This is a genomic window from Synechococcus sp. CBW1006, assembly GCF_015840525.1.
Taxonomy (GTDB): Bacteria; Cyanobacteriota; Cyanobacteriia; order PCC-6307; family Cyanobiaceae; genus CBW1002.
Map to the genome: position 1 here is coordinate 273,482 of NZ_CP060396.1, position 18,617 is coordinate 292,098.

15 protein-coding genes are annotated in these 18,617 nt (G+C 64.3%); 8 read left to right on the forward strand and 7 right to left on the reverse strand.

The features are described 5' to 3' along the window. Positions 1-26: 26 nt before the first annotated feature. Entirely contained in the window at positions 27-2,771 is a 2,745-nt protein-coding gene (locus H8F26_RS01310) for a hypothetical protein (protein ID WP_197156955.1), read from the forward strand. Here the strand turns inward: H8F26_RS01310 and H8F26_RS01315 are convergent. Both H8F26_RS01315 and psbA read right to left on the reverse strand, forming a co-directional pair. Further along, positions 2,768-4,033, reverse strand: a complete 1,266-nt coding sequence (locus tag H8F26_RS01315) for a glycosyltransferase family 4 protein (RefSeq protein ID WP_231605394.1) — start codon at positions 4,031-4,033, stop codon at positions 2,768-2,770. The genes H8F26_RS01310 and H8F26_RS01315 overlap by 4 nt on opposite strands. Positions 4,034-5,178: 1,145 nt before the next feature. Next, positions 5,179-6,258, reverse strand: coding sequence for a photosystem II q(b) protein (psbA, locus tag H8F26_RS01320; RefSeq protein WP_197156957.1), 1,080 nt, complete (start codon positions 6,256-6,258; stop codon positions 5,179-5,181). A 291-nt stretch (positions 6,259-6,549) separates the two neighbouring features. On the opposite strand from psbA, the gene H8F26_RS01325 reads away from it, so the two are divergent. Then, a complete protein-coding gene (locus tag H8F26_RS01325; RefSeq protein WP_197156959.1) occupies positions 6,550-6,909 on the forward strand; it encodes a hypothetical protein in 360 nt (119 codons plus the stop codon). Between the two features lie 77 nt (positions 6,910-6,986). Then, positions 6,987-7,502: a hypothetical protein gene (locus tag H8F26_RS01330; RefSeq protein ID WP_322758373.1), complete on the forward strand. Its 516-nt coding sequence runs from the start codon at positions 6,987-6,989 to the stop codon at positions 7,500-7,502. A gap of 28 nt (positions 7,503-7,530) precedes the next feature. Here H8F26_RS01330 and H8F26_RS01335 read toward each other — a convergent pair whose 3' ends face one another. Next, positions 7,531-8,487 (reverse strand): aspartoacylase, encoded by a 957-nt coding sequence (locus H8F26_RS01335; RefSeq protein ID WP_197156961.1) that lies wholly within the window; start codon positions 8,485-8,487, stop codon positions 7,531-7,533. A 76-nt stretch (positions 8,488-8,563) separates the two neighbouring features. Here H8F26_RS01335 and H8F26_RS01340 point away from each other — a divergent pair, with 76 nt between their 5' ends. From H8F26_RS01340 to H8F26_RS01350, 3 genes are read left to right on the forward strand one after another with little or no spacing between them, the layout of a single operon-like run. Next, a complete protein-coding gene (locus tag H8F26_RS01340) occupies positions 8,564-9,601 on the forward strand; it encodes a glutathione S-transferase C-terminal domain-containing protein (protein ID WP_197156963.1) in 1,038 nt (345 codons plus the stop codon). Further along, positions 9,588-10,241 carry a DUF2301 domain-containing membrane protein gene (locus H8F26_RS01345; protein ID WP_197156964.1) on the forward strand — a complete coding sequence of 218 codons (654 nt, stop codon included), beginning with the start codon at positions 9,588-9,590 and terminating at the stop codon, positions 10,239-10,241. Before H8F26_RS01340 ends, H8F26_RS01345 begins: the two co-directional genes overlap by 14 nt. A 31-nt stretch (positions 10,242-10,272) precedes the next feature. Next, on the forward strand, positions 10,273-12,273 hold the full coding sequence (locus tag H8F26_RS01350; protein WP_197156966.1) for an ABC-F family ATP-binding cassette domain-containing protein: 2,001 nt from the start codon (positions 10,273-10,275) through the stop codon (positions 12,271-12,273). Here the strand turns inward: H8F26_RS01350 and H8F26_RS01355 are convergent. Continuing rightward, positions 12,247-12,747, reverse strand: a complete 501-nt coding sequence (locus H8F26_RS01355) for a hypothetical protein (protein WP_197156967.1) — start codon at positions 12,745-12,747, stop codon at positions 12,247-12,249. The two genes, H8F26_RS01350 and H8F26_RS01355, sit on opposite strands and share 27 nt — an antisense overlap. A 139-nt stretch (positions 12,748-12,886) precedes the next feature. On the opposite strand from H8F26_RS01355, the gene H8F26_RS01360 reads away from it, so the two are divergent. Further along, positions 12,887-13,105, forward strand: a complete 219-nt coding sequence (locus H8F26_RS01360) for a CP12 domain-containing protein (protein ID WP_197156968.1) — start codon at positions 12,887-12,889, stop codon at positions 13,103-13,105. A gap of 257 nt (positions 13,106-13,362) precedes the next feature. Here H8F26_RS01360 and cgtA read toward each other — a convergent pair whose 3' ends face one another. Continuing rightward, positions 13,363-14,355, reverse strand: coding sequence for an Obg family GTPase CgtA (cgtA, locus tag H8F26_RS01365; RefSeq protein WP_197156969.1), 993 nt, complete (start codon positions 14,353-14,355; stop codon positions 13,363-13,365). Positions 14,356-14,447: 92 nt separating this feature from the next. On the opposite strand from cgtA, the gene H8F26_RS01370 reads away from it, so the two are divergent. After that, a complete protein-coding gene (locus H8F26_RS01370) occupies positions 14,448-15,695 on the forward strand; it encodes an ABC transporter ATP-binding protein (RefSeq protein WP_197156970.1) in 1,248 nt (415 codons plus the stop codon). A gap of 28 nt (positions 15,696-15,723) precedes the next feature. On the opposite strand, the gene H8F26_RS01375 is transcribed toward H8F26_RS01370, so the two are convergent. Then, the gene (locus tag H8F26_RS01375; protein ID WP_197158895.1) at positions 15,724-18,168 is read right to left on the reverse strand and encodes an endonuclease MutS2; all 2,445 of its coding nucleotides are present in this window, start codon (positions 18,166-18,168) and stop codon (positions 15,724-15,726) included. Further along, a complete protein-coding gene (locus H8F26_RS01380) occupies positions 18,168-18,599 on the reverse strand; it encodes a VOC family protein (protein WP_197156971.1) in 432 nt (143 codons plus the stop codon). The genes H8F26_RS01375 and H8F26_RS01380 overlap by 1 nt, the downstream gene beginning before the upstream one ends. Between the last annotated feature and the right edge of the window lie 18 nt (positions 18,600-18,617).

The window sequence follows — 18,617 nt, forward strand, 5'->3', positions numbered from 1 at the left end:
CCCATCCTGAAGCACGCAAGAATTCGATGGACTCCAGCATCAGCGAATTCCAGGACGCTCTCTCCCTGAAGCGCGATGGCCGCAGAGTATCTCTTGAAGGAATCTTAACCGGGTCCGCCCTGGGGCTGTTTCTCGTCTACACCCTCAAGGACACGCAGATTCCGCTGGCACAGATTGATATCGGTTCAAGTGATGAGTGGCTCCGAACTGGTGAATTTGAGCCCATTGCCATCGGGAAAGCTAGCGGGCCCGTCGTTGCCCCCGCAGACCAACTCAAAACAGCAGGAGATTCTGCAAATCAGAATCCAGATTTGCTCAATTTATCCCCACTGAATCTGGGGAGTGGGATCAGCGTTCAGGGAGGCTTTGCCGGTGCAAACTTTTTCCCGTCTCCCCTGACTCAAGCCAATCTTCAGTCTTCAACCGAAGATGGCCTGCCTGCCATTGGTGAATTCGGTGCAACCACGTCCGGACGGATCGGTGGCAGCTCAGGTGGCGGTGGCAGTGGTGGTGCTGTCTCCCTCAGCGCCAGTGGATTAGACACCCTCAACGACTTTCTGCTGGGTAATTCTTCTCGCAACCGCTCCAGCGATTCGACGGCGACCAATCCGCTCAAGCCTAACCAGCCAAGCAGTCCGCTTTTTGGCCAAGCGCCTACGTCGCGCGGATTGGATCCCAATTATTTTCAACCCAATGAACTGAGTGCATCAACGACCCTGATCAATGATCGCTCATTCGGCAACTCAGATTTCAATTCATCCCGCCCAATCAATGTAGGTCTCGAATCTCCCGCAGAAGTCCTCCCTCCACCCAAGGTTTTACTGGTTCAGGTCAATACCGGGACCGACGCCGTTGCCTCCTCTGTGTTTGACGGGGCGTCGTCAACCTCACAGATCAATCAGGCCGCTCTTGACGGCGTTACGCTCGACCTGCGGGGATCAGATATTGATCAGCTTGTGGTTGTATCCAGCCAACAGGTCAATCCAGTTGCGAAGAGCACGTTTACCCCTGTTCAGTTGGAGATTCTGTCTTCCAACATCGCTGCTCTGAACAGCAATCTGACCGGCGGCGCCGATACTGACGTCTTCTTGATCCAGGCGAGCGATCTCTTCAACCTGGTCATGGAGGGCACAGGCGGCAGCAGCGCCACCGCATCAATCCAGACCATCGCCATGCAGGCCAGCGAACTGGTCAGCAACCTGCAGCCCACGATTGTTGGAGCCCAGGCCACCACTGGCTTCGAATTTTTTGGACTGACCGATCTTCACACAACAAGCCTGAATTTTGACCTGCTGACGCAGGCCGTGGCGGACAGCACAATCAGACTTGGAGACTGGGGCGACACTGTAGAGATCATCAGCACAATTGGGAATGCAGATTCCACCGAGATTGTCCTGGAGCATTCGGGATTCCTCTCCCCATCCAGCTTCCTCAATTCGGCTGATGCTCCTCAAGGAGTCTTCAATCTCAATGCACGTGCAATCGGGCTTTCCAATAGTCTTCTTGACACCGCTGGAGGAAACGACAATCTCTTTGTCTCCTCCCATGTTCATCTGGATGGTTCGGTTTCCGAAGGCGATCAATCCAAGCTTGCGATTGGAGGCCAGCTCCAGTCCATAGCCCTGTTGGATTCCCAGATTCTGCTTGGCGACGGAAACGATACCGCCATTCTCGATGGTGCAGTTGTTGATTCCTTGATTGACCTTGGCAATGGTTTCAATCAGTTGGTCACGGGCGGATCCATGCTGGATTCGACCATCAGGAGTGGGGCAGGAACCAGCCTGATTGATCTTGCCAATGCCGAGAATTCCTTGACTCTGGACAGCCAAGGTGCAGTCAGGCTGCGGGGAGGCAATCAATCGGACAACATCACACTCTCCAGTCTGCCGATCATTGCCGAGATCGATGGCCAAGCCGGGCTTGATCAGGCCACGATCGACACGCCTTCTGGGGTTGAGCTGCTGGTTAATGGTAACAATGCCGCTGTTGTTGCTGGAGTAACGCTTACCAACATTGAGTCGATCAAGCTCGGCAACGGTGATGACAGCGTTGTCATGTCGTCAACCGGAAGCCTGGATGGATCTCTTGACGGTGGCTATGGTTTTGACCTGCTTGACTTCAGCAATCGCAGTCAATCAGTGGTCGTTGACCTTGATGCCGGCATTGCAAGTGGGATTGGCAACGCAACCCCTGGCGCACTCACCAATATCGAAGCCGTCATCGGCACCAATCAATCGGACCAGTTCGCGGTCTCCTCAAAGCCCGGCCAATACATTGACGCAGGCGAAGGCGAAGACCTGATCTATCTGCGTTGGACTCCCTGGACGGAAGCAGATGACACTCCCTCCTCCGAGGTACTTGGTGGAGCCGGCAAAGACACGTTTATTGTTGGCAGTGGGTTTGACACTAGCCCGGTCAATATCTTCGAGCTCCCCGACATTCAATTCAATATGGGCATTAATGGTACGTACGGCCTTAGTGACAGGATAAGGTTTGGCTCAACAATCCTAACCGCTTCGGACTCCAGCGGCATTGGCGATGCGACGCTACTGCCAATTGCCCCCTTGGAGACATTGCTGATGGGCGCAGATTCCTATGGTTCAGATTTTAGTCAATTAGCGATTGATTATTCGCCATTGCAATCGAGCAGTGCCTCAATGATCAATCTAAACCGTAACTCAGGACTCACAAGATTCTCTCAGATTGCAAGTCTATCTCGCTTCAACGTATCCAGCTCGTCCTCATTTGAGAGTAACTTCTCGTTTGGCTAACGCAATCTAAATCGCTCATCAATTTGTCCCTCCAAGACCCGAAACGGGTTCTCCAGTGGCAGGTTCCTGATCAGTTCGGCACGCCCTGCCTGTGCCAGCAAGCAACCTAGACGTTGTTTCACAATTTTTCCCAAACGCTCAGGAGCAAGCAGACGCTGAACGGCTTGACGACCCGATTGACTCAGCCTGAACCGGACATCAGGGTCTGTCGATAGCGCACGAAGATAAGTAGCTGCTTGGTCAATGTTCGGCTCTCCCCAGAATGAGCCACAACGATAATCACCCTCTGAGCAAAGAATAGGCACAAGGTCAGCATCAACCAAGGCCGAACTACCGGGCGGCATGAAGTCAAGGTTTCCCGAATATCCCGTTGCCACAACGGCAATGCCCGCCGCCATCGCTTCTGCCATTGCCAAACCAAAGCCTTCGGCACGGTGGAGATGGATCATCACATCACTGTTGATCAGAATTTGATCCAGCTGTTCACGGGTTAGATGCGCATCAATCAATTGAATTCGGGAATCATGTGATATTCGCTGCCGTAATGATGCAAGCTCTTGAGGGAACTGCGAGCCACTGCCTACTTTGAGCACAAGCCGCGCATCAGGCAACCTATGGCCAGCAGCCTGACTGAAAGGGAAAGCCTGCTGAAAAGCGTCAATCACGCCATAGGGATTTTTACGCCCAACCGTGCTCCATAAATCAAACAGATAGACACAGACAAAATCCGCAGTCGATCTCTGGCGCTTCAAGACCTGGCGTTGCCTGTGGATGGCATCGGCACGCTCCCAATCAATCAGATGAGGCAACGGCGTCACAGGGATCGGACTGCGCAGCCCAAGACTCGTGGCCGAAAAGCTGGAAGGACACCAGAGCTGATCCAGACCGATGAATCCAGACTCCCAGCCACTGGGAAAGTCTTCGAGCTCCCATGCCCAGAAGCCAATGCGCAATGGAGCCTTGAGCTGCAGACGCTCCGCCAGACCGTCCGTTTGGCGGAGAACATTGGGATTGGTATGAATCAGATCCACCGCTGCCGGGAGGATTTGAGCAGCTGGCCGAGTTGGCTGATCATTCACATGGGTGGCCAAGGGCAAATCATGCACTTGAACCCGCACACCCGCTGCCTGGAGGCTGCGCATCGTACAGCGCGCCCCTTCCCCAAGCCCGAAGCCACCACTGAGATGCCCCCAGAGATTGACAGTGAGCTGCCGCTGGACCAGCGCGCTCATGGATACACCGGGCAGCATGATGACAGCCATGCTAATTTACGGCTCCAGGATCTGCCCAAGAAGATCAGAAGTGTCATCCAATCCCTGCAGACACATTGAGCTGACTCCTACAGAAGCCAAAATTCTTGAGGAGCTTGTGGGGCGATACGAAGCAACTATCCTCGGCGAGATAGGCGTCTGCACAGACCATGATGAGCTCTTTAACCTTCGGCTTCTCTCTTCCTTGCTTGCAGATATACGCGATAAATTCCATCCGAGTCAATGGATAAAGGCATCCTGCGCCAACTGCGGGACAGAGTATGTCTGCTCCGACAGCAGCAATCGTTTCTGCTCAGAGAAATGTCGTCGTCGCTTCGAGAAGTTAGCCAAAAAGGCGATCAAGAATATCTCTTCACTCTAAGCACTGAACCCACTTTATCGCGCACCAGCATACCTGGCGGCAACGTTCTTGGCTGAGAAGACTTTCTTTTTTCCTGACGGCAAAAGAGTATTGACGACTCCATAAATCTTGTCGTCCATGTCGCTGGTTTTGCTTCTCTTCCTGGGCCTGGCGGCAGTTCTGATCGGACTGATCCTGTCCTATAGCGCCTGGATCATGACCTGGTGGATCCTGGACCACTGGACCGAAGCGGCAAGGGTCAAGATCCGAGCAGAGCGACTCCGTCGTGATGCTGAAGCCTATGCCCGTGCCGCCGCAACAGCGCAGCAAGCCAACCGAGCCAGAGCCAGACGAGCAAGGATCAGGGTTGGCGAAGTCTTTGATCTGGATGGCAAGCGAATCGCCCTGACCCTTGATCAGCTGTCAACCTTTCGAACGCGCTGTTGCCTCGAGCTCGACCTGAATCCGAGCACCTCCTGGAGCGAGATTCGACAGCAGTGGCGTCGTCGCAGCATGGCCTGGCATCCGGATCATGGCGGATCATTGGATGTCTGGCTGCGAAAGCAGAGGGCTTACGAAGCCCTGGCTCAGCTCAACCGTTGGCAGAGCAAGCAACCCCATTGACACGGATCCGTACGTTCGGTCTGTTGAGCTCGTGATCCAGAATTCAGAGGATCGATTCACAGGAATTAAAAAAAGCCCTTCTCCTGAGGAGAAGGGCTTGACCAGCAATTAATTTTCGAAGTCGGTATTCCGAAATCGACGTGCTGATTGCCTGTTGGATTAGGGCTTAGCCTCAGCCGATCGAAGGAGCCATCAGAGCCACGGGGGTGGCTTCGGCGGCGGCCAGATCGAGGGGGAAGTTGTGAGCGTTGCGCTCGTGCATCACTTCCATGCCCAGACCAGCGCGGTTCAGCACATCGGCCCAGGTGTTCACCACGCGGCCCTGGCCGTCGAGGATCGACTGGTTGAAGTTGAAACCGTTCAGGTTGAAGGCCATCGTGCTCACGCCCAGGGCAGTGAACCAGATGCCCACCACAGGCCAGGCAGCCAGGAAGAAGTGGAGGCTGCGGCTGTTGTTGAAGGAGGCGTATTGGAAGATCAGGCGACCGAAGTAACCGTGTGCAGCCACGATGTTGTAGGTCTCTTCTTCCTGGCCGAACTTGTAGCCGTAGTTCTGGCTCTCGCTCTCGGTGGTTTCACGCACCAGCGACGAGGTCACCAGGGAGCCGTGCATGGCGGAGAACAGGCTGCCGCCGAACACACCGGCCACACCCAGCATGTGGAAGGGGTGCATCAGGATGTTGTGCTCAGCCTGGAACACCAGCATGTAGTTGAAGGTGCCCGAGATGCCGAGGGGCATGCCGTCAGAGAAGGAACCCTGACCGAAGGGGTAGATCAGGAACACGGCGCTGGCAGCGGCCACGGGGGCGCTGTAGGCGACGCAGATCCAGGGGCGCATGCCGAGGCGGTAGGAGAGTTCCCACTCGCGGCCCATGTAGGCGAAGACGCCGATCAGGAAGTGGAACACCACCAGCTGGTAAGGACCGCCGTTGTACAGCCACTCGTCGAGGCTGGCGGCTTCCCAGATGGGGTAGAAGTGCAGGCCGATGGCGTTGCTGGAGGGAACGACAGCACCGGAGATGATGTTGTTGCCGTAGATCAGGCTGCCGGCAACGGGCTCACGGATGCCGTCGATGTCGACGGGGGGAGCGGCGATGAAGGCAACGATGAAACAGATGGTGGCGCTCAGCAGCGTCGGGATCATCAGCACACCGAACCAGCCCACATAGAGGCGGTTGTTGGTGGAGGTGACCCACTCGCAGAACTGATTCCACGCAGAAGCGCCTTGGCGCTGCTGGAGAGTGGTGGTCATGAGAACAGGGGTTGGTAATCCAGGGCCCGCAGGCTCCGGAAGAGGTATGGACGGATTTCCGTTGAGGGGAAACCCTCCACAGAGGCGATCCGCCTGTTCATGACCGTAAAGGAATGTTGCGGTTCTGTAAAGGGGGTTCATGAAGTTTCTGGGATGGGCGGCTTCCCCTCCCTCTGCCCCTGGGCTGCGCTGGGCTCCACGCCTGGGCTCCAGCAACGGCCCCAGGCTCCGGCGCGTGGTCAACGCGGTGGCGCACTGCTAGGAGTTCGGGTCTCGCTCCATCACCAGGGCATGACCATCACGCCGCAACGCTTTCCCTTTCTCCGCAACGGAGGTGCCCTGGTGCTGCTCAGCTCGGCGTGGCTGCTGGCGGCCTGCCAGCCGAAGGTGGCGCAACCGATCAAGGTGGATGCAGGCCAGCAGCAGCGTCTCAATCAATTGGAGCTGAAAGTGCAGCAGCTGGAGCAGAAGCTCAATGCCACAACGCCCCGCGATCCGGCCGATCGGGACGGCAAGCCCCCCGCCGGCCCCGTGAAGTCGCTCACCCTTCGCAGCGGCAGCGACGACGATCGCCTCCGCATCTACTGGGCTGATGGCAGCAGCAGTGACCTGCCCTGCACCAAGGAACAGGGCACCCTGGTCTGCGGTTGATGCCGGCCATCCCCAGCTTGACAAGCTGAGTCAGCGCCGCTGAGCTAGCGGGCCATTCCGCTTCTCTCCCTTCTCCCATGCGCGCCTCCCTGTCCCCGCAGGCACTGCAAGCTGTCCTGGCGGGTTCCCTGGCCGCAGTTGCGCCCCTGAGCCTGGCTGTCCCGGCGGCCCTGGCCACCTCGCCGCTGGCTGAAGCCCCTGCTCCAGCCGAAACCCGCTTAGCGCAACTGGACAACGGAATGCCGTCGCCTTACAGCGGCATCCGCGCCCTCAACCTGGCCCGCAACGCGGCTGTGAAGCTCAATGGCGGCCTCGGGGTCTATCGGCCGGCCTCCTGCATGTTCCGCTCCACCTCGCAGGACAATGACTGCCTGATCTCGGCCGATGCTCAAGGATTCCTGTTCCGCTTTCTGGGGGGACAACCCGGATGGGAACAGCTTGATCTGCCGCCCACGGTGGAGACCGAGATCCTGATCTCTCCGGATGGCCGCGAGGTGGTGAGCGTGATCTACAACGGCGAGCCACGGCCGCCCATTCAGACGGAACCCGGGGATGCGCCCGTTGAGTCTGATCCCGCACCGCCTCAGAGCTGAGATCGGCAGGCCTGGGACCAGAGCAAGGTCACTCCTGCTCGAGTGCCAGGAGAGAGGCAACGGCACCGAGCGCCTCAGACCAGGCGCTGTCCACCGGCCAACTCTCACGCCTGGTCAGACTCAGGGCAATCCCTTTCTCGCCATAGGCCGCCTCGTTGAGGAACACCGGCCAGACCGGTTCAGACTCCAGACCCGGTGGCGGCACGTAGGGAAGGGGTTGCCCCTCTTCCCCCAGAAAAAGCGGATCACCGGGCCACATCGGCTGCCAATCGCGGTGCATCCGTCGCGGGTCAAAGCAGGCCGCCACAGCACCATGGGGATGGCGGGGCAGATCGAGGATGAGGAGATGGCGATGCACCACCAGCTGTCGCGGCAGACGCAGCTGACCGCGGCCCGCCGCCGCCAGGGCCGCCAGCGACGCCTCCACAGCCAGCTGGGTCTGGACGCAGATCGCCGGCACCACCACCCCCTGCGGCACCGGCCCCACCTCCACCACCAGGCCGCAGGGCCAGCGCTCCACCAGAAAACCGCTCTGGTGGGGATCGGCCTCATGCAAATAAACCGGAAGACCCAACGTTCCCTGCAGGGCGGCCGCCAAGGCCAGATCCGGCGGGCGCCGGCCGTAGACCACCAGGCTGTTGCCCATGGCTGCCGTTGTGCTGTGCAGATCGAGCGCCACCAGGCAGGGCTGCGTCCCCTCGGGGCCGTGGCGGCGGATCAGTTCACGGGCCCGCTGCATCTCGTAGGCATCCTCGGCGGGATCGTCCAGCAGGTCCGGCACGAAGCAGCGGTTGAGGTCGCGATCGCGATAGCGGCAGTTCGACGCATGGGCTTCGGGGTTGCCCAGCACCAGCTCCAAGGCCAGTCCACTGCGATCGAGCAGGGCCGGCTGTCGCCGCCAGGCGTCCAGCAACCAGGGGGCATTGCGCTCGTTGCCGTGGGTTCCTGCCACCACCAACACCCGAGCCCTGTCACCACCGCTCATGGGCTGCCTGCACGATCGCTCGCTGCCCAGCCTGGCGCAGCGCTGGCCGAGAGTTGGACCTTGCCGCTGCCCTGTCATGCGCCCCCCCGCCCCCGTGGTGCAAGCGGTTCGCCAGGTCTGGGAATGGCAGTGGCGTCAGCTGATGGGCGGTCTGGGGCCGGCTGATGCCGAGGGCAACTACCGGCGTCCGGCCGCCGCCTACGGCCAGCTGCCCCCCCTGCCGCCGCGGGCCGGCGAGGCCGGCAGCCACGTGCTGATCGTGGGCCGCAGCTGCCCCTGGGCCCACCGGGCCTGGCTGGTCTGGACCCTGCGCCAGCTGGACGCCACGATCACGCTGCAGGTGGTGGAACCCGACCGACGGGGAGGGCGCTGGTGCTTTCCAGAACCCTTCGAGGGCTGCTCCACCCTGGCGGAGCTTTACCAGCGCCGTGCCCCTGGCGCCAGCGCAGCGCCGGCCCACGGACCCGCCACGGTGCCCTGCCTCTACAGCCGCACCGAGGGGCGGATCCTGGTGAACGAAAGCGCGGTGCTGATCGAGCTGCTCAATCAATGGCCCGCACCTTCCAGCGCCTGCGATCTGGCTCCGGCGTCGCACTCCAACCTGATCCAGGAGTGGCGAGAGCGGCTGCAGCACAGCGTCAACGATGGCGTGTACCGCTGCGGATTTGCCCGCAACCAGGCGGCCTACGACCGGGCCGAGGCAGCCCTGTTCAGCACCCTCTGCGCCGCGGATGAGGTCCTCGCCGCGGCCGAAGCCAAGCTGCCGCCAGCTGCCGGGAACCCAGGCCCCTGGCTCTGCGGCGGCAGCGAGCCCTCCCTGGCGGACGTGATCCTGTTTCCCACCCTGATCCGCCTGGAGCTCGTCTACGCGCCCCTGTTCGGCTGCAGCCGCCTGCCGCTGTGGCAGTTGCCGGCCCTGTGGCGCTGGCGCCAGCGCTTCTACGGCCTGGCCGGTGTGGCAGCCACCTGCTGGCCGGAGCACTGGCGGGCCGATTACTTCGGCAGCCTGTTTCCGCTGCACCCCTCCGGCATTGTCCCGGCAGGCCCGGCCCTGGCCACACTGGTGAACGGCACCCCAGCCGTTTCCTGCCAGAGGATCGATGCAGAGTCCTGATGCCGTCCACGAGGGCTACTACGGCCCCTACACCATCACGGCCGACGACCGCCGTGAGGTGCTGGGCTATCGGCTCGCCCTCACGGCCGTGGCCATCGGCCAGCTGGGCCTGCTGCTGCAGTGGCGCCAGTGGGGACCGGATCTGGTCTGGCCCTGGCTGCTGGTGATGGCGGCGGGCCTGGGGCTGGCCCTGCGCTGGATTCACATCTATCTGCGGCCCCTGCACCGGGCCCTGCAGGTGTTCTGGCTGCTGGGCTGCCTGGGCGGAATCGCGCTGGCCGCCCAGGCCGGTGCCAGCGCCATGCTGCCGGAGCTGGCACGCCAGCCGCTCTGGATCCTGGCGATCGGCCCCTTCTTCGCGGCCCTGGCCGGGGTGGGCTTCAAGGAGTTCTTCTGCTTCCGGCGGCCCGAAGCCATCGGTGTGACCCTGCTGCTGCCGCTGGCCCTGCTGGGCCGTCTCAGTGGCCTGCTCGATCCCGGCGCCACGGTGGCGCTGCTGGCAACCGAAAGCGCCCTGCTGCTGCTGTTGTGTCTGCGCAAATTCCCGATGCCGGCCGCTGCGGATGTGGGCGACAAGAGCGTGTTCGAGGAGATGGAGCGGCAACGGCAGGCCCCGGCGGCCGACGGCTTGCGAGGCTGAACACCGGCCCGCCCCGCAGCCCACCTGACCCATGAGCCTGATCAGCCTGGTGGATGCCGGCAAGGACTTCGGCATCCGCACCCTGTTCGAGAACCTGACCCTGCATGTGGGGGAGCGGGAGCGGCTCGGGCTGATCGGCCCCAATGGCGCCGGTAAATCCACCCTGCTACGGGTGCTGGCCGGCCTCGAACCCCTGGGCAGCGGCGAGCGGCGCTGCGCCAGCCGAACCCGGGTGGTGCTGGTGGACCAGGACCCCGTCTTCGATCCCGAGAACACCGTGCTCGAGCAGGTCTGGGCAGACTGCGGCGAGAAGGCCGACCTGCTGCTGCGCTACGAGCAGCTCAGCCATGCGGTGGCGGCCAATCCCGAAGACGGAGCGCGGCTGGCTGAGCTCAGCGACCTCCAGGCCCAGCTGGACCGCAGCAACGGCTGGCAGCTGGAGCAGCAGTGCCGCGAGGTGCTGCAGCGGCTGGGGCTGGGCGACGGCCACCAGCGGCTCGGTGATCTGTCCGGTGGCTTCCGCCGGCGGGTGGCCCTGGCGGCCGCCCTGGTGGCCGAACCGGACGTGCTGCTGCTCGATGAACCCACCAACCACCTCGATGCCCACGGGGTGGAATGGCTGCAGAGCTATCTGGGCCGCTTTCCCGGTGCGCTGGTGCTCGTCACCCACGACCGCTACGTGCTCGACCGGGTGACCCGGCGGATCGTGGCCGTGGAACAGGGTGAAGCCCGGCCCTACGAGGGCAATTACGCCACCTATCTCAAGCACCGGGCCGAGGAGGAGGCCTCCGAAGCCGCCACGGCCGCGAAATTCAAGGGCACCCTGCGGCGCGAGCTGGCCTGGCTGCGCCAGGGCCCCAAGGCCCGCAGCACCAAGCAGAAGGCCCGCCTGCAGCGCATCGAGGCCCTGCGGGAGACGCCGCCGCGCCAGGGTCGCGGCCAGGTGAGCCTCACCACCAACAGCCGGCGCCTCGGCAAACGGGCGATCACGGCCGAGGATCTGTGCGTGAGCAGCGTCGAAGGGGAGCAGGGCCGCACCCTGCTGCGCCAGTTCAGCTACGACTTCAGCCCCGAAGACCGGGTGGGGATCATCGGTCCGAACGGTGTCGGCAAATCCAGCCTGCTGGAGGTGATCGCCGGTCGGCGGCAGCCCAGCGGCGGCAGCCTGGAGCTGGGCAGCACCGTGAAGCTGGCCTACTTCGATCAGCACAGCGATGTGCTGCTGCAGGCCAGCGCCGACGGCACACCGGCCCTGGAGCGCAAGGTGATCGATGTGGTGAAGGATGCCGCCAGCCGCGTGGACGTGGACGGGGTGGAGCTCAGCGCCTCGCAGCTGCTGGAACGGTTCCTGTTTCCACCGGCCCAGCAGCATCAGCCGGTCAGCAAGCTCTCCGGCGGTGAGCGGCGGCGCCTGCACCTCTGCCGGCTGCTGATCGAAGCGCCGAACGTGCTGCTGCTCGATGAACCCACCAACGACCTCGACGTGCACACCCTCAGCGTGCTGGAGGACTTCCTCGAAGACTTCCGCGGCTGTGTGGTGGTGGTGTCGCACGATCGCTACTTCCTCGATCGCACCGTGGATCGGCTGTTCAGCTTCGAAGACGGCGAGCTGCGGCGTTTCGAGGGGAACTACAGCGCCTACCTCGAGCGCAGAGACCAGGATGCAGGGGCCAACCAGGGAGGCAACCGGGGAGGCAATCAGAACAACCGCCAGTCAGCAGGGTCAGGCCAAGCCCCGCCGGACCCCGGTTCTGTCACTCCAGCGACCCAGGCGGCCACCACCTCAGGGACACGCGCATCCGCACCGGAACGGGCCCGCCGCCGCAGCTTCAAGGAGAGCCGCGAGCTGGAGCACCTGGACAGGGATCTGCCCCTCTTCGAGGAACGCCGCCGCGACCTGGAGCAACGCCTCGCCGGGGGCGGCGAGGATTACACCGCCCTGGAGAGCCTCACCCAGGAGCTGGCCGAGCTGATCGAGCGGATCGGAGCGGCGGAGGAGCGCTGGCTAGAGCTGAGCGAGCTGACAGCCTGAGCGGCGACGACGGCGGGGATGGGCCATCTCCAGACCGATCGAACCCGCCGAACCGGTTTCGGCGCCGCGGGGCGGCAAGCCGCAAACCGGGCCGAGGGGTTCCGGCAAACGCCAGGGCTGGGCGCGAACCGGTGCACCAGCAGCCTCAGCCAGCTTCATGGCCGTGGGTTTGTAGTCGTCGGCTCCACGGTGGAGGGCCATCTGATCGCCCATACGGCGCAGATAGAGGTCGTGCGCCCAGGTGATCAGGCGGTGCTCGTAGGCCTCACAGGCCGCCTGCGGCGAGGGGAATCGCTGACTCACCAGGCCACTGGGCGCACACTGCTTCCACTCGAGGATCTCGGCGAAGCTGAGGCCGCGGCGCCACTGGCGCTGCTCGGAGAGGTAGCAGTGGTCGTCCTGGCCATTGATCCAGAACAGGCGACCAGCTTCATCGATGAAATGGCGGCCCAACCGTTGCCTGATGCGTGCCATGCGCGTGCCCTCCACTGGCTACGCCCTTGCTGATAGCCACGCCGAACCAGATCAGCAGCAGCGCACAGAGGCCCACCCATGCCGTGATGGCCCGTAAGGTGGAACCGATGATCTCCGGTGCGCCACGGCCGGCATTTGCATGAACACGATCGACGAGCACATCCAGAAGGATCAGACTGAGCTCGAAGCGGCCCGTGCCTCCGGCGACCTCGCCAAGCTGCGTCACCTCGAGGGCGAACTTCACGATCTGCAGGAATACAAGCAGCACCACCCCGAAGAGAGCAAGGATCCAACCTCCCTGGAGGTGTATTGCGATCTGAACCCTGAAGCCCCCGAATGCCGTGTCTACGACGACTGAGGCTTGTCCAGGCTGAGGCTCATCCAGGCTCAGTCGTCATCCCGGCAAGCAGCATTCCCCCATCCCAGGCTTCTTGATTGGGAGATCTCTCTTCCTGGGGCTGTATTTGCTTTGCTGCCCCACAACGCCTGCCGTTGTGGGGATTGTCTTTGGGAGCGAGCCAGTCAGAGCAGAGCCTCCGCCGTCAGAGTCAGCGCCCCTGCAGCAGCCTCGAGCAAGGCAGCTCAGATGCCGCTCAAACCCAGATCCGAGGCCGCTCAGCCCACGCCCAGTGCCTGCCACACGGCCTGCTTGAGGGGCTCCAGTCCCTGGGCCATCGCCGCCGAGATCGTCAGCACGGGCTGGCCGAGGCGAGCTTCGATCCGCAGGCGCAGCGCCTCCAGCTCCTCGGGATCGAGCAGCTCCAGCTTGTTGAGCACCACCAGCCGCGGCCGTTCCGACAGGCCGTGGCCATAGGCCTTGAGCTCTTCCTCCACCACGGCCAGATCCCGCTCCACATCAGGAGCACCGACATCGACCAGATGGAGGAGCAGGCGGGTGCGCTCGATGTGGCGCAGAAAATCGTGACCCAGGCCCGCCCCCTGGGCTGCGCCGGCAATCAGGCCGGGGATGTCAGCAAAGACTGTGCCATCACCGGTGGGGCGGCGCACCACACCCAGATTGGGCACCAGGGTGGTGAAGGGGTAATCGGCAATTTTGGGCCGGGCTGCGGACAGCACCGAAATCAGAGTGCTCTTGCCGGCATTGGGCAAGCCGATGATGCCCACTTCCGCCAGCAGCTTGAGCTCGAGCTGCAGCGGCCAATGCTCCCCCTCCTTGCCTTCGGTGAACTTCTCGGGGGCCCGGTTGCGGTTGCTGAGGTAGTGCGCGTTGCCGAGGCCACCGCGGCCGCCGGCCGCCACCAACAACTCGTCGCCGGGTTCGGTGAGATCACCCAGCAGGATGCCGGTGCGCAGGTGACGCACTTCAGTGCCACAGGGCACCTTGATCACCAACGGCGATCCACTGGCGCCGGTGGAACGGTTGGGCCCACCACGGCGGCCGTCATCAGCGGCGAACAGCCGCTTGTATTTGAAGTCGAGCAGGGTCTGGAGGTTGCTGTCCGCCACCAGCAGCACATGGCCGCCACGGCCACCGTCGCCTCCGGATGGCCCACCAGCCGGCACATACTTTTCACGGCGGAAGGCCACGATGCCGTCGCCACCGCGCCCGCCCTGAACGGCAATGCGGGCCTGATCAATGAATTGCAAGGGGGACGGGCAAGGCGAACGACGCTGCCGGAACTCCGCAACCGGGACCTCCGCGATCGACAACCCTAGGATCGCCGGGTCGCAGGGCTGGTTTGGCCGAGGTTCGATTCCAGCAGGTCAGCAAGACCTATCCGCCGCGGCGCGGAAGTGAGCCCGTCTCTGTGCTGCGCCAGCTGGACCTGGCCATCGCCGACGGTGAATTCCTGGTGCTGGTGGGCCCCTCCGGCTGCGGCAAAAGCACCCTGTTGCGGCTGCTGGCGGGCCTGGAGACCCCCAGCGGTGGCGAGATCTATGTGGGCGGCAATCCGGTGAGCCGGCTGCGGCCCGGCCAGCGTGACGTGGCCATGGTGTTCCAGAGCTACGCCCTCTATCCCCACCTGAGCGTGGCGGACAACATCGGCTTCGGTCTGCGGCGCAGCCGCCCCCGCAGCGCGCCCCAGCAACTGCAGGACGCCCTGCACCGGGCCAGTCGCCAGCTGCCGCCCCTGCTGCGGGTGCCCTCCGAGCGCGAGGAGCGGATCGAACGGCGCATCGCCGAGGTGGCCGAGACCCTGGAGCTGGAGCCGCTGCTGCAGCGTCGTCCCAAGGAGCTATCGGGCGGCCAGAAGCAGCGGGTGGCCCTGGGGCGGGCGATTGCACGCTCGCCGGCGGTGTTCCTGATGGATGAACCGCTCAGCAATCTCGACGCCAAACTGCGCACCGGCACCCGCGCCCAGATCGTCGAGCTGCAGCGACGCCTTGGCACCACCACCCTCTATGTGACCCACGATCAGGTGGAGGCGATGACCATGGGCCACCGCATCGCCGTGCTCAACGCCGGCCGGCTGCAACAGCTGGGCACGCCGATGGAGCTCTACCAGTGGCCCTCCAATCTGTTTGTGGCCCAGTTCATCGGCAGCCCGCCGATGAATCTGCTGCCGGTGATCGCCCTGGGCGGGGATCAGGTGCAACTGGGCTCACGCCGCTTTCTGGTGGAGGGGCCGGTCACCCAGGCCCTGGCCGCCCATGCCGAGAGCGCCTCAGCCAGCAGCCTGACCGCTGGACTGAGGCCGGAACATCTACGGCTGGCCCCCGCCACCAACCGCAACCTGCCGGCCGAGGTGACCCATCTCGAGGCGCTCGGCAACGAGCAACTGATCAGTTGCCGGTTGCAGGAGACCAGCCATCTGGTGCTGTTGCGGGCCGATCCCTCACAGCACCTGGCTCCGGGCCAGACCATCCACCTGGAGGTGGAGCCGACCGGCTGGCGGTTCTTCGATGCCTCCGGCGAGGCCCTGCCCATGCCCCTGCCGGTCCCCATGGACCACGAGCCGAAGCTTCCAGACGTCGGACGGATCTGATGGCTCCAGCCTGATCACCCAAGCCCGATCACCGGGGCCAGATCACCGTGCAGCCCTGGCCGCCGTCACCCTGCTCCGCGTCGCCCACCCGCTCCACGTAGGGCACACCGGCCAGCCACTCGCGCAGCCCTCGTTTGAGCCGGCCTGTTCCGATGCCGTGGATCACCCACACCGGGCCATTGGCACCGCGCAGGTGTTCCTCCACCGCCGCCTCGGCTTCATGGACGCGCATCCCCCGCACGTCCACGGTGTTGCCCTCGGTGCGCACATCCGGCCCGCGGCTGGCGGGCGAGCGGCGGCTGCGGATCTGCACCACGGCAGCGGCAGGCTCCGGCAGGGTGGGTTTCTCGCCATGCAACCCCTCGATCGCCGTCAGATCGACGGTGAGCCGCAGCACACCGCAGCGCACGTTGAGTTCGCGGCCATCGCCTGAGATGGCCAGCACTTCGGCGGCCTTGCCCAGGGCCAGGAGCCGCACCCGATCGCCCACCATGGGCTGCCAGCCGCGATGGTCACGCCGCTCGGGCTGGGGCCGGTGCTGCCGCTCCAGGGTCTTGAGCCGCTGCCCCGCCTGGCGGGCCGTTTCCCCCAGGCTGGCCGCAGAACCACCGCCATCGCGGGCCGCCCCCTGCCGCAGCCGGCGAATGATGCGGCGCACCTCCTTCTGGCCGTCGCGAATCGAGTGCTCCAGCTCCAGCCGCCGCCGCTCCTGCAGCTCGGCGGTCTGCTCCTTCTGCTGCTGCCAGCGCAGCAGCAGCTCCTCATGCAGCAGCTCGGTGCGGGCCAGCAGGGCCGCCGCCTCTTCCGCCGCCAGCTGCTGACGCTGGCGCTCATCCTCGAGACCTTCGATCACCCGGTTCACCTCGCCTTCACCGGCCGGCTCGAGCTGGGCCGCCGCCGCCTGCACCACCGCAGGCTCCAGACCCAGACGGGTGGCGATCGCCAGGGCATTGCTGCGCCCCGGGATGCCCCATTGCAGCCGGTAGGTGGGCGAGAGGGTCTCCACGTCGAAGGCCACCGAGGCGTTCTCGAAGCGCGGATCGCCGTATTTGAGGGCCTTGAGCTCACCGAAGTGGGTGGTGGCGATCGTGAGCCGGGCCCGATCCGCCAGATGCTTGAGCAGCGCCGCCGCCAGGGCCGACCCCTCCTGCGGATCGGTGCCGGCCCCCACCTCATCGAGCAACACCAGCGAAGCGCCCGCATCCTCGGGGCCGAGGGCCGCGAGGATGCGGGCGATACGGCGGATGTGGCCACTGAAGGTGGAGAGGCTCTGCTGCAGCGACTGCTCATCGCCGATGTCGGCCAGCACCTGGGCGCACCAGGGAAACCGGGGAGTGCCGGAGCAGGGCAGAAACAGACCGGCTCGCGCCATCAGGGCCGCCAGCCCCACGCTTTTGAGCGTCACCGTTTTGCCGCCGGTGTTGGGGCCGGTGATCGCCACGACGCGCAGGTCGTTGCCCACGGTGAGGCTCACCGGCACCACCGGCGCGCCAGCCTCGCGCCGCTCCTGCCAGAGCAGCAGGGGGTGGCGCAGCTCACGCAGCTCGAAGGCCGCTTCTGGATCCTCGAGCAGCTGGGGCCGCACCGCCCCGAGCCAGGCGCCATATCGGGCGCGGGCCAGGGCGGCATCCAGCTGGACGAGCACCGCCTGGAGGTGCTGCAACGCCGCAGCTTCCTCGGCCACCGCTGCGCTGAGCTGCCGCAACACCTCCCGCTCCAGGTCCCGTTCCTGACCCTCCAGCTCGCGGATGCGGTTGCCGAGGGCCACCACGGCCTGGGGTTCCAGGAACACCGTCTGACCCGAGGCGGAGCTGTCATGCACCAGGCCGGGCAACTGGCTGGCCGCACCGGCCTTCACGGCCAGCACGGGCCGACCGTTGCGCTCGCTGATCACCGTGTCCTGCAGGAGAGCGGCATGGCGCCGCAGCAGATCCTGAAGTCGCTCGCGCCGCTCGCCACGCACTCCCTGCAGCTGGCGTCGCAGACCGGTCAGGGGGGGACTGGCCCGATCCGCCACCCGGCCACCCTCCTCCAGGCAGAAATGCAGGCGCTGCTCCAGCTCGGGCAGGGTGCGCAGCCCCGCCACCAGAGCCGAGCTGGTGGGCCGCAGCTCCGGATCCTCGATCTGCCGCCGCAGGCGCCTGGCCGCCGCCAGGGTGGAGGCCACCAGCAGCAGGGATTCGCCATCGGCGGTGCCCTCCTTGGCGCAGAGCAGCACGGTGGCGGCGATGTCACCAACCCCCTGAAAACTGAGCCCACCCTCCACAAGACCATCGAGGCCGAGCAACTCGGTGGTTTCTGCCAGCAGACTCTGACTGGCGGCGCAGCTCGGCGCCAGGGGCAGATCGAGGCAATGGCTGCGGCCGGCCGCCGTGCTGGCGAAGCTGGCGACATGGCCGGCCAGGCGCGGCCACTCCAGCAGCTCCAGCGTGTCGTGCTGCACCGCCGACTGGGGCGCACTGGGGGACTGGATCAACTGCGCTCAGCCGCCAGCGGCGGCACGGGAATCGGGGCCTGGCCCGGCACGTTGGAGGGGATGCCGGCGGCTGGCTCGTAGAGCATCTCCAGCCAGTTGCCCTCGGAATCCTGAAAGTAGAAGGACGCCGTGCCGTCGCGGTGGTCATGCACCGGCCCCACCGGATGACCGGCCGCCGCCAGGCGGGCATGGGCCTCCTCCACCTCGCAGCGCTCACAGAAGTGGAAGGCGACGTGGGGACCGGCCGCCTTGTAGCTGGGGCTCAGCAGGGCAATGCCGTCGCCATTGCGGGGGTTCTGGAGATAGGCCCAGTCGTCGGCCTCCCAGGTGAGCCGAAAACCAAGCGAGCCATAGAACGCCGTGGCACGGTCCATGTCCTGCACCCGCAGGGCCACGTGACCGAGGCGGTGGGTCGCCGACTGAGCCATGGAACCTGCCGGAACTGT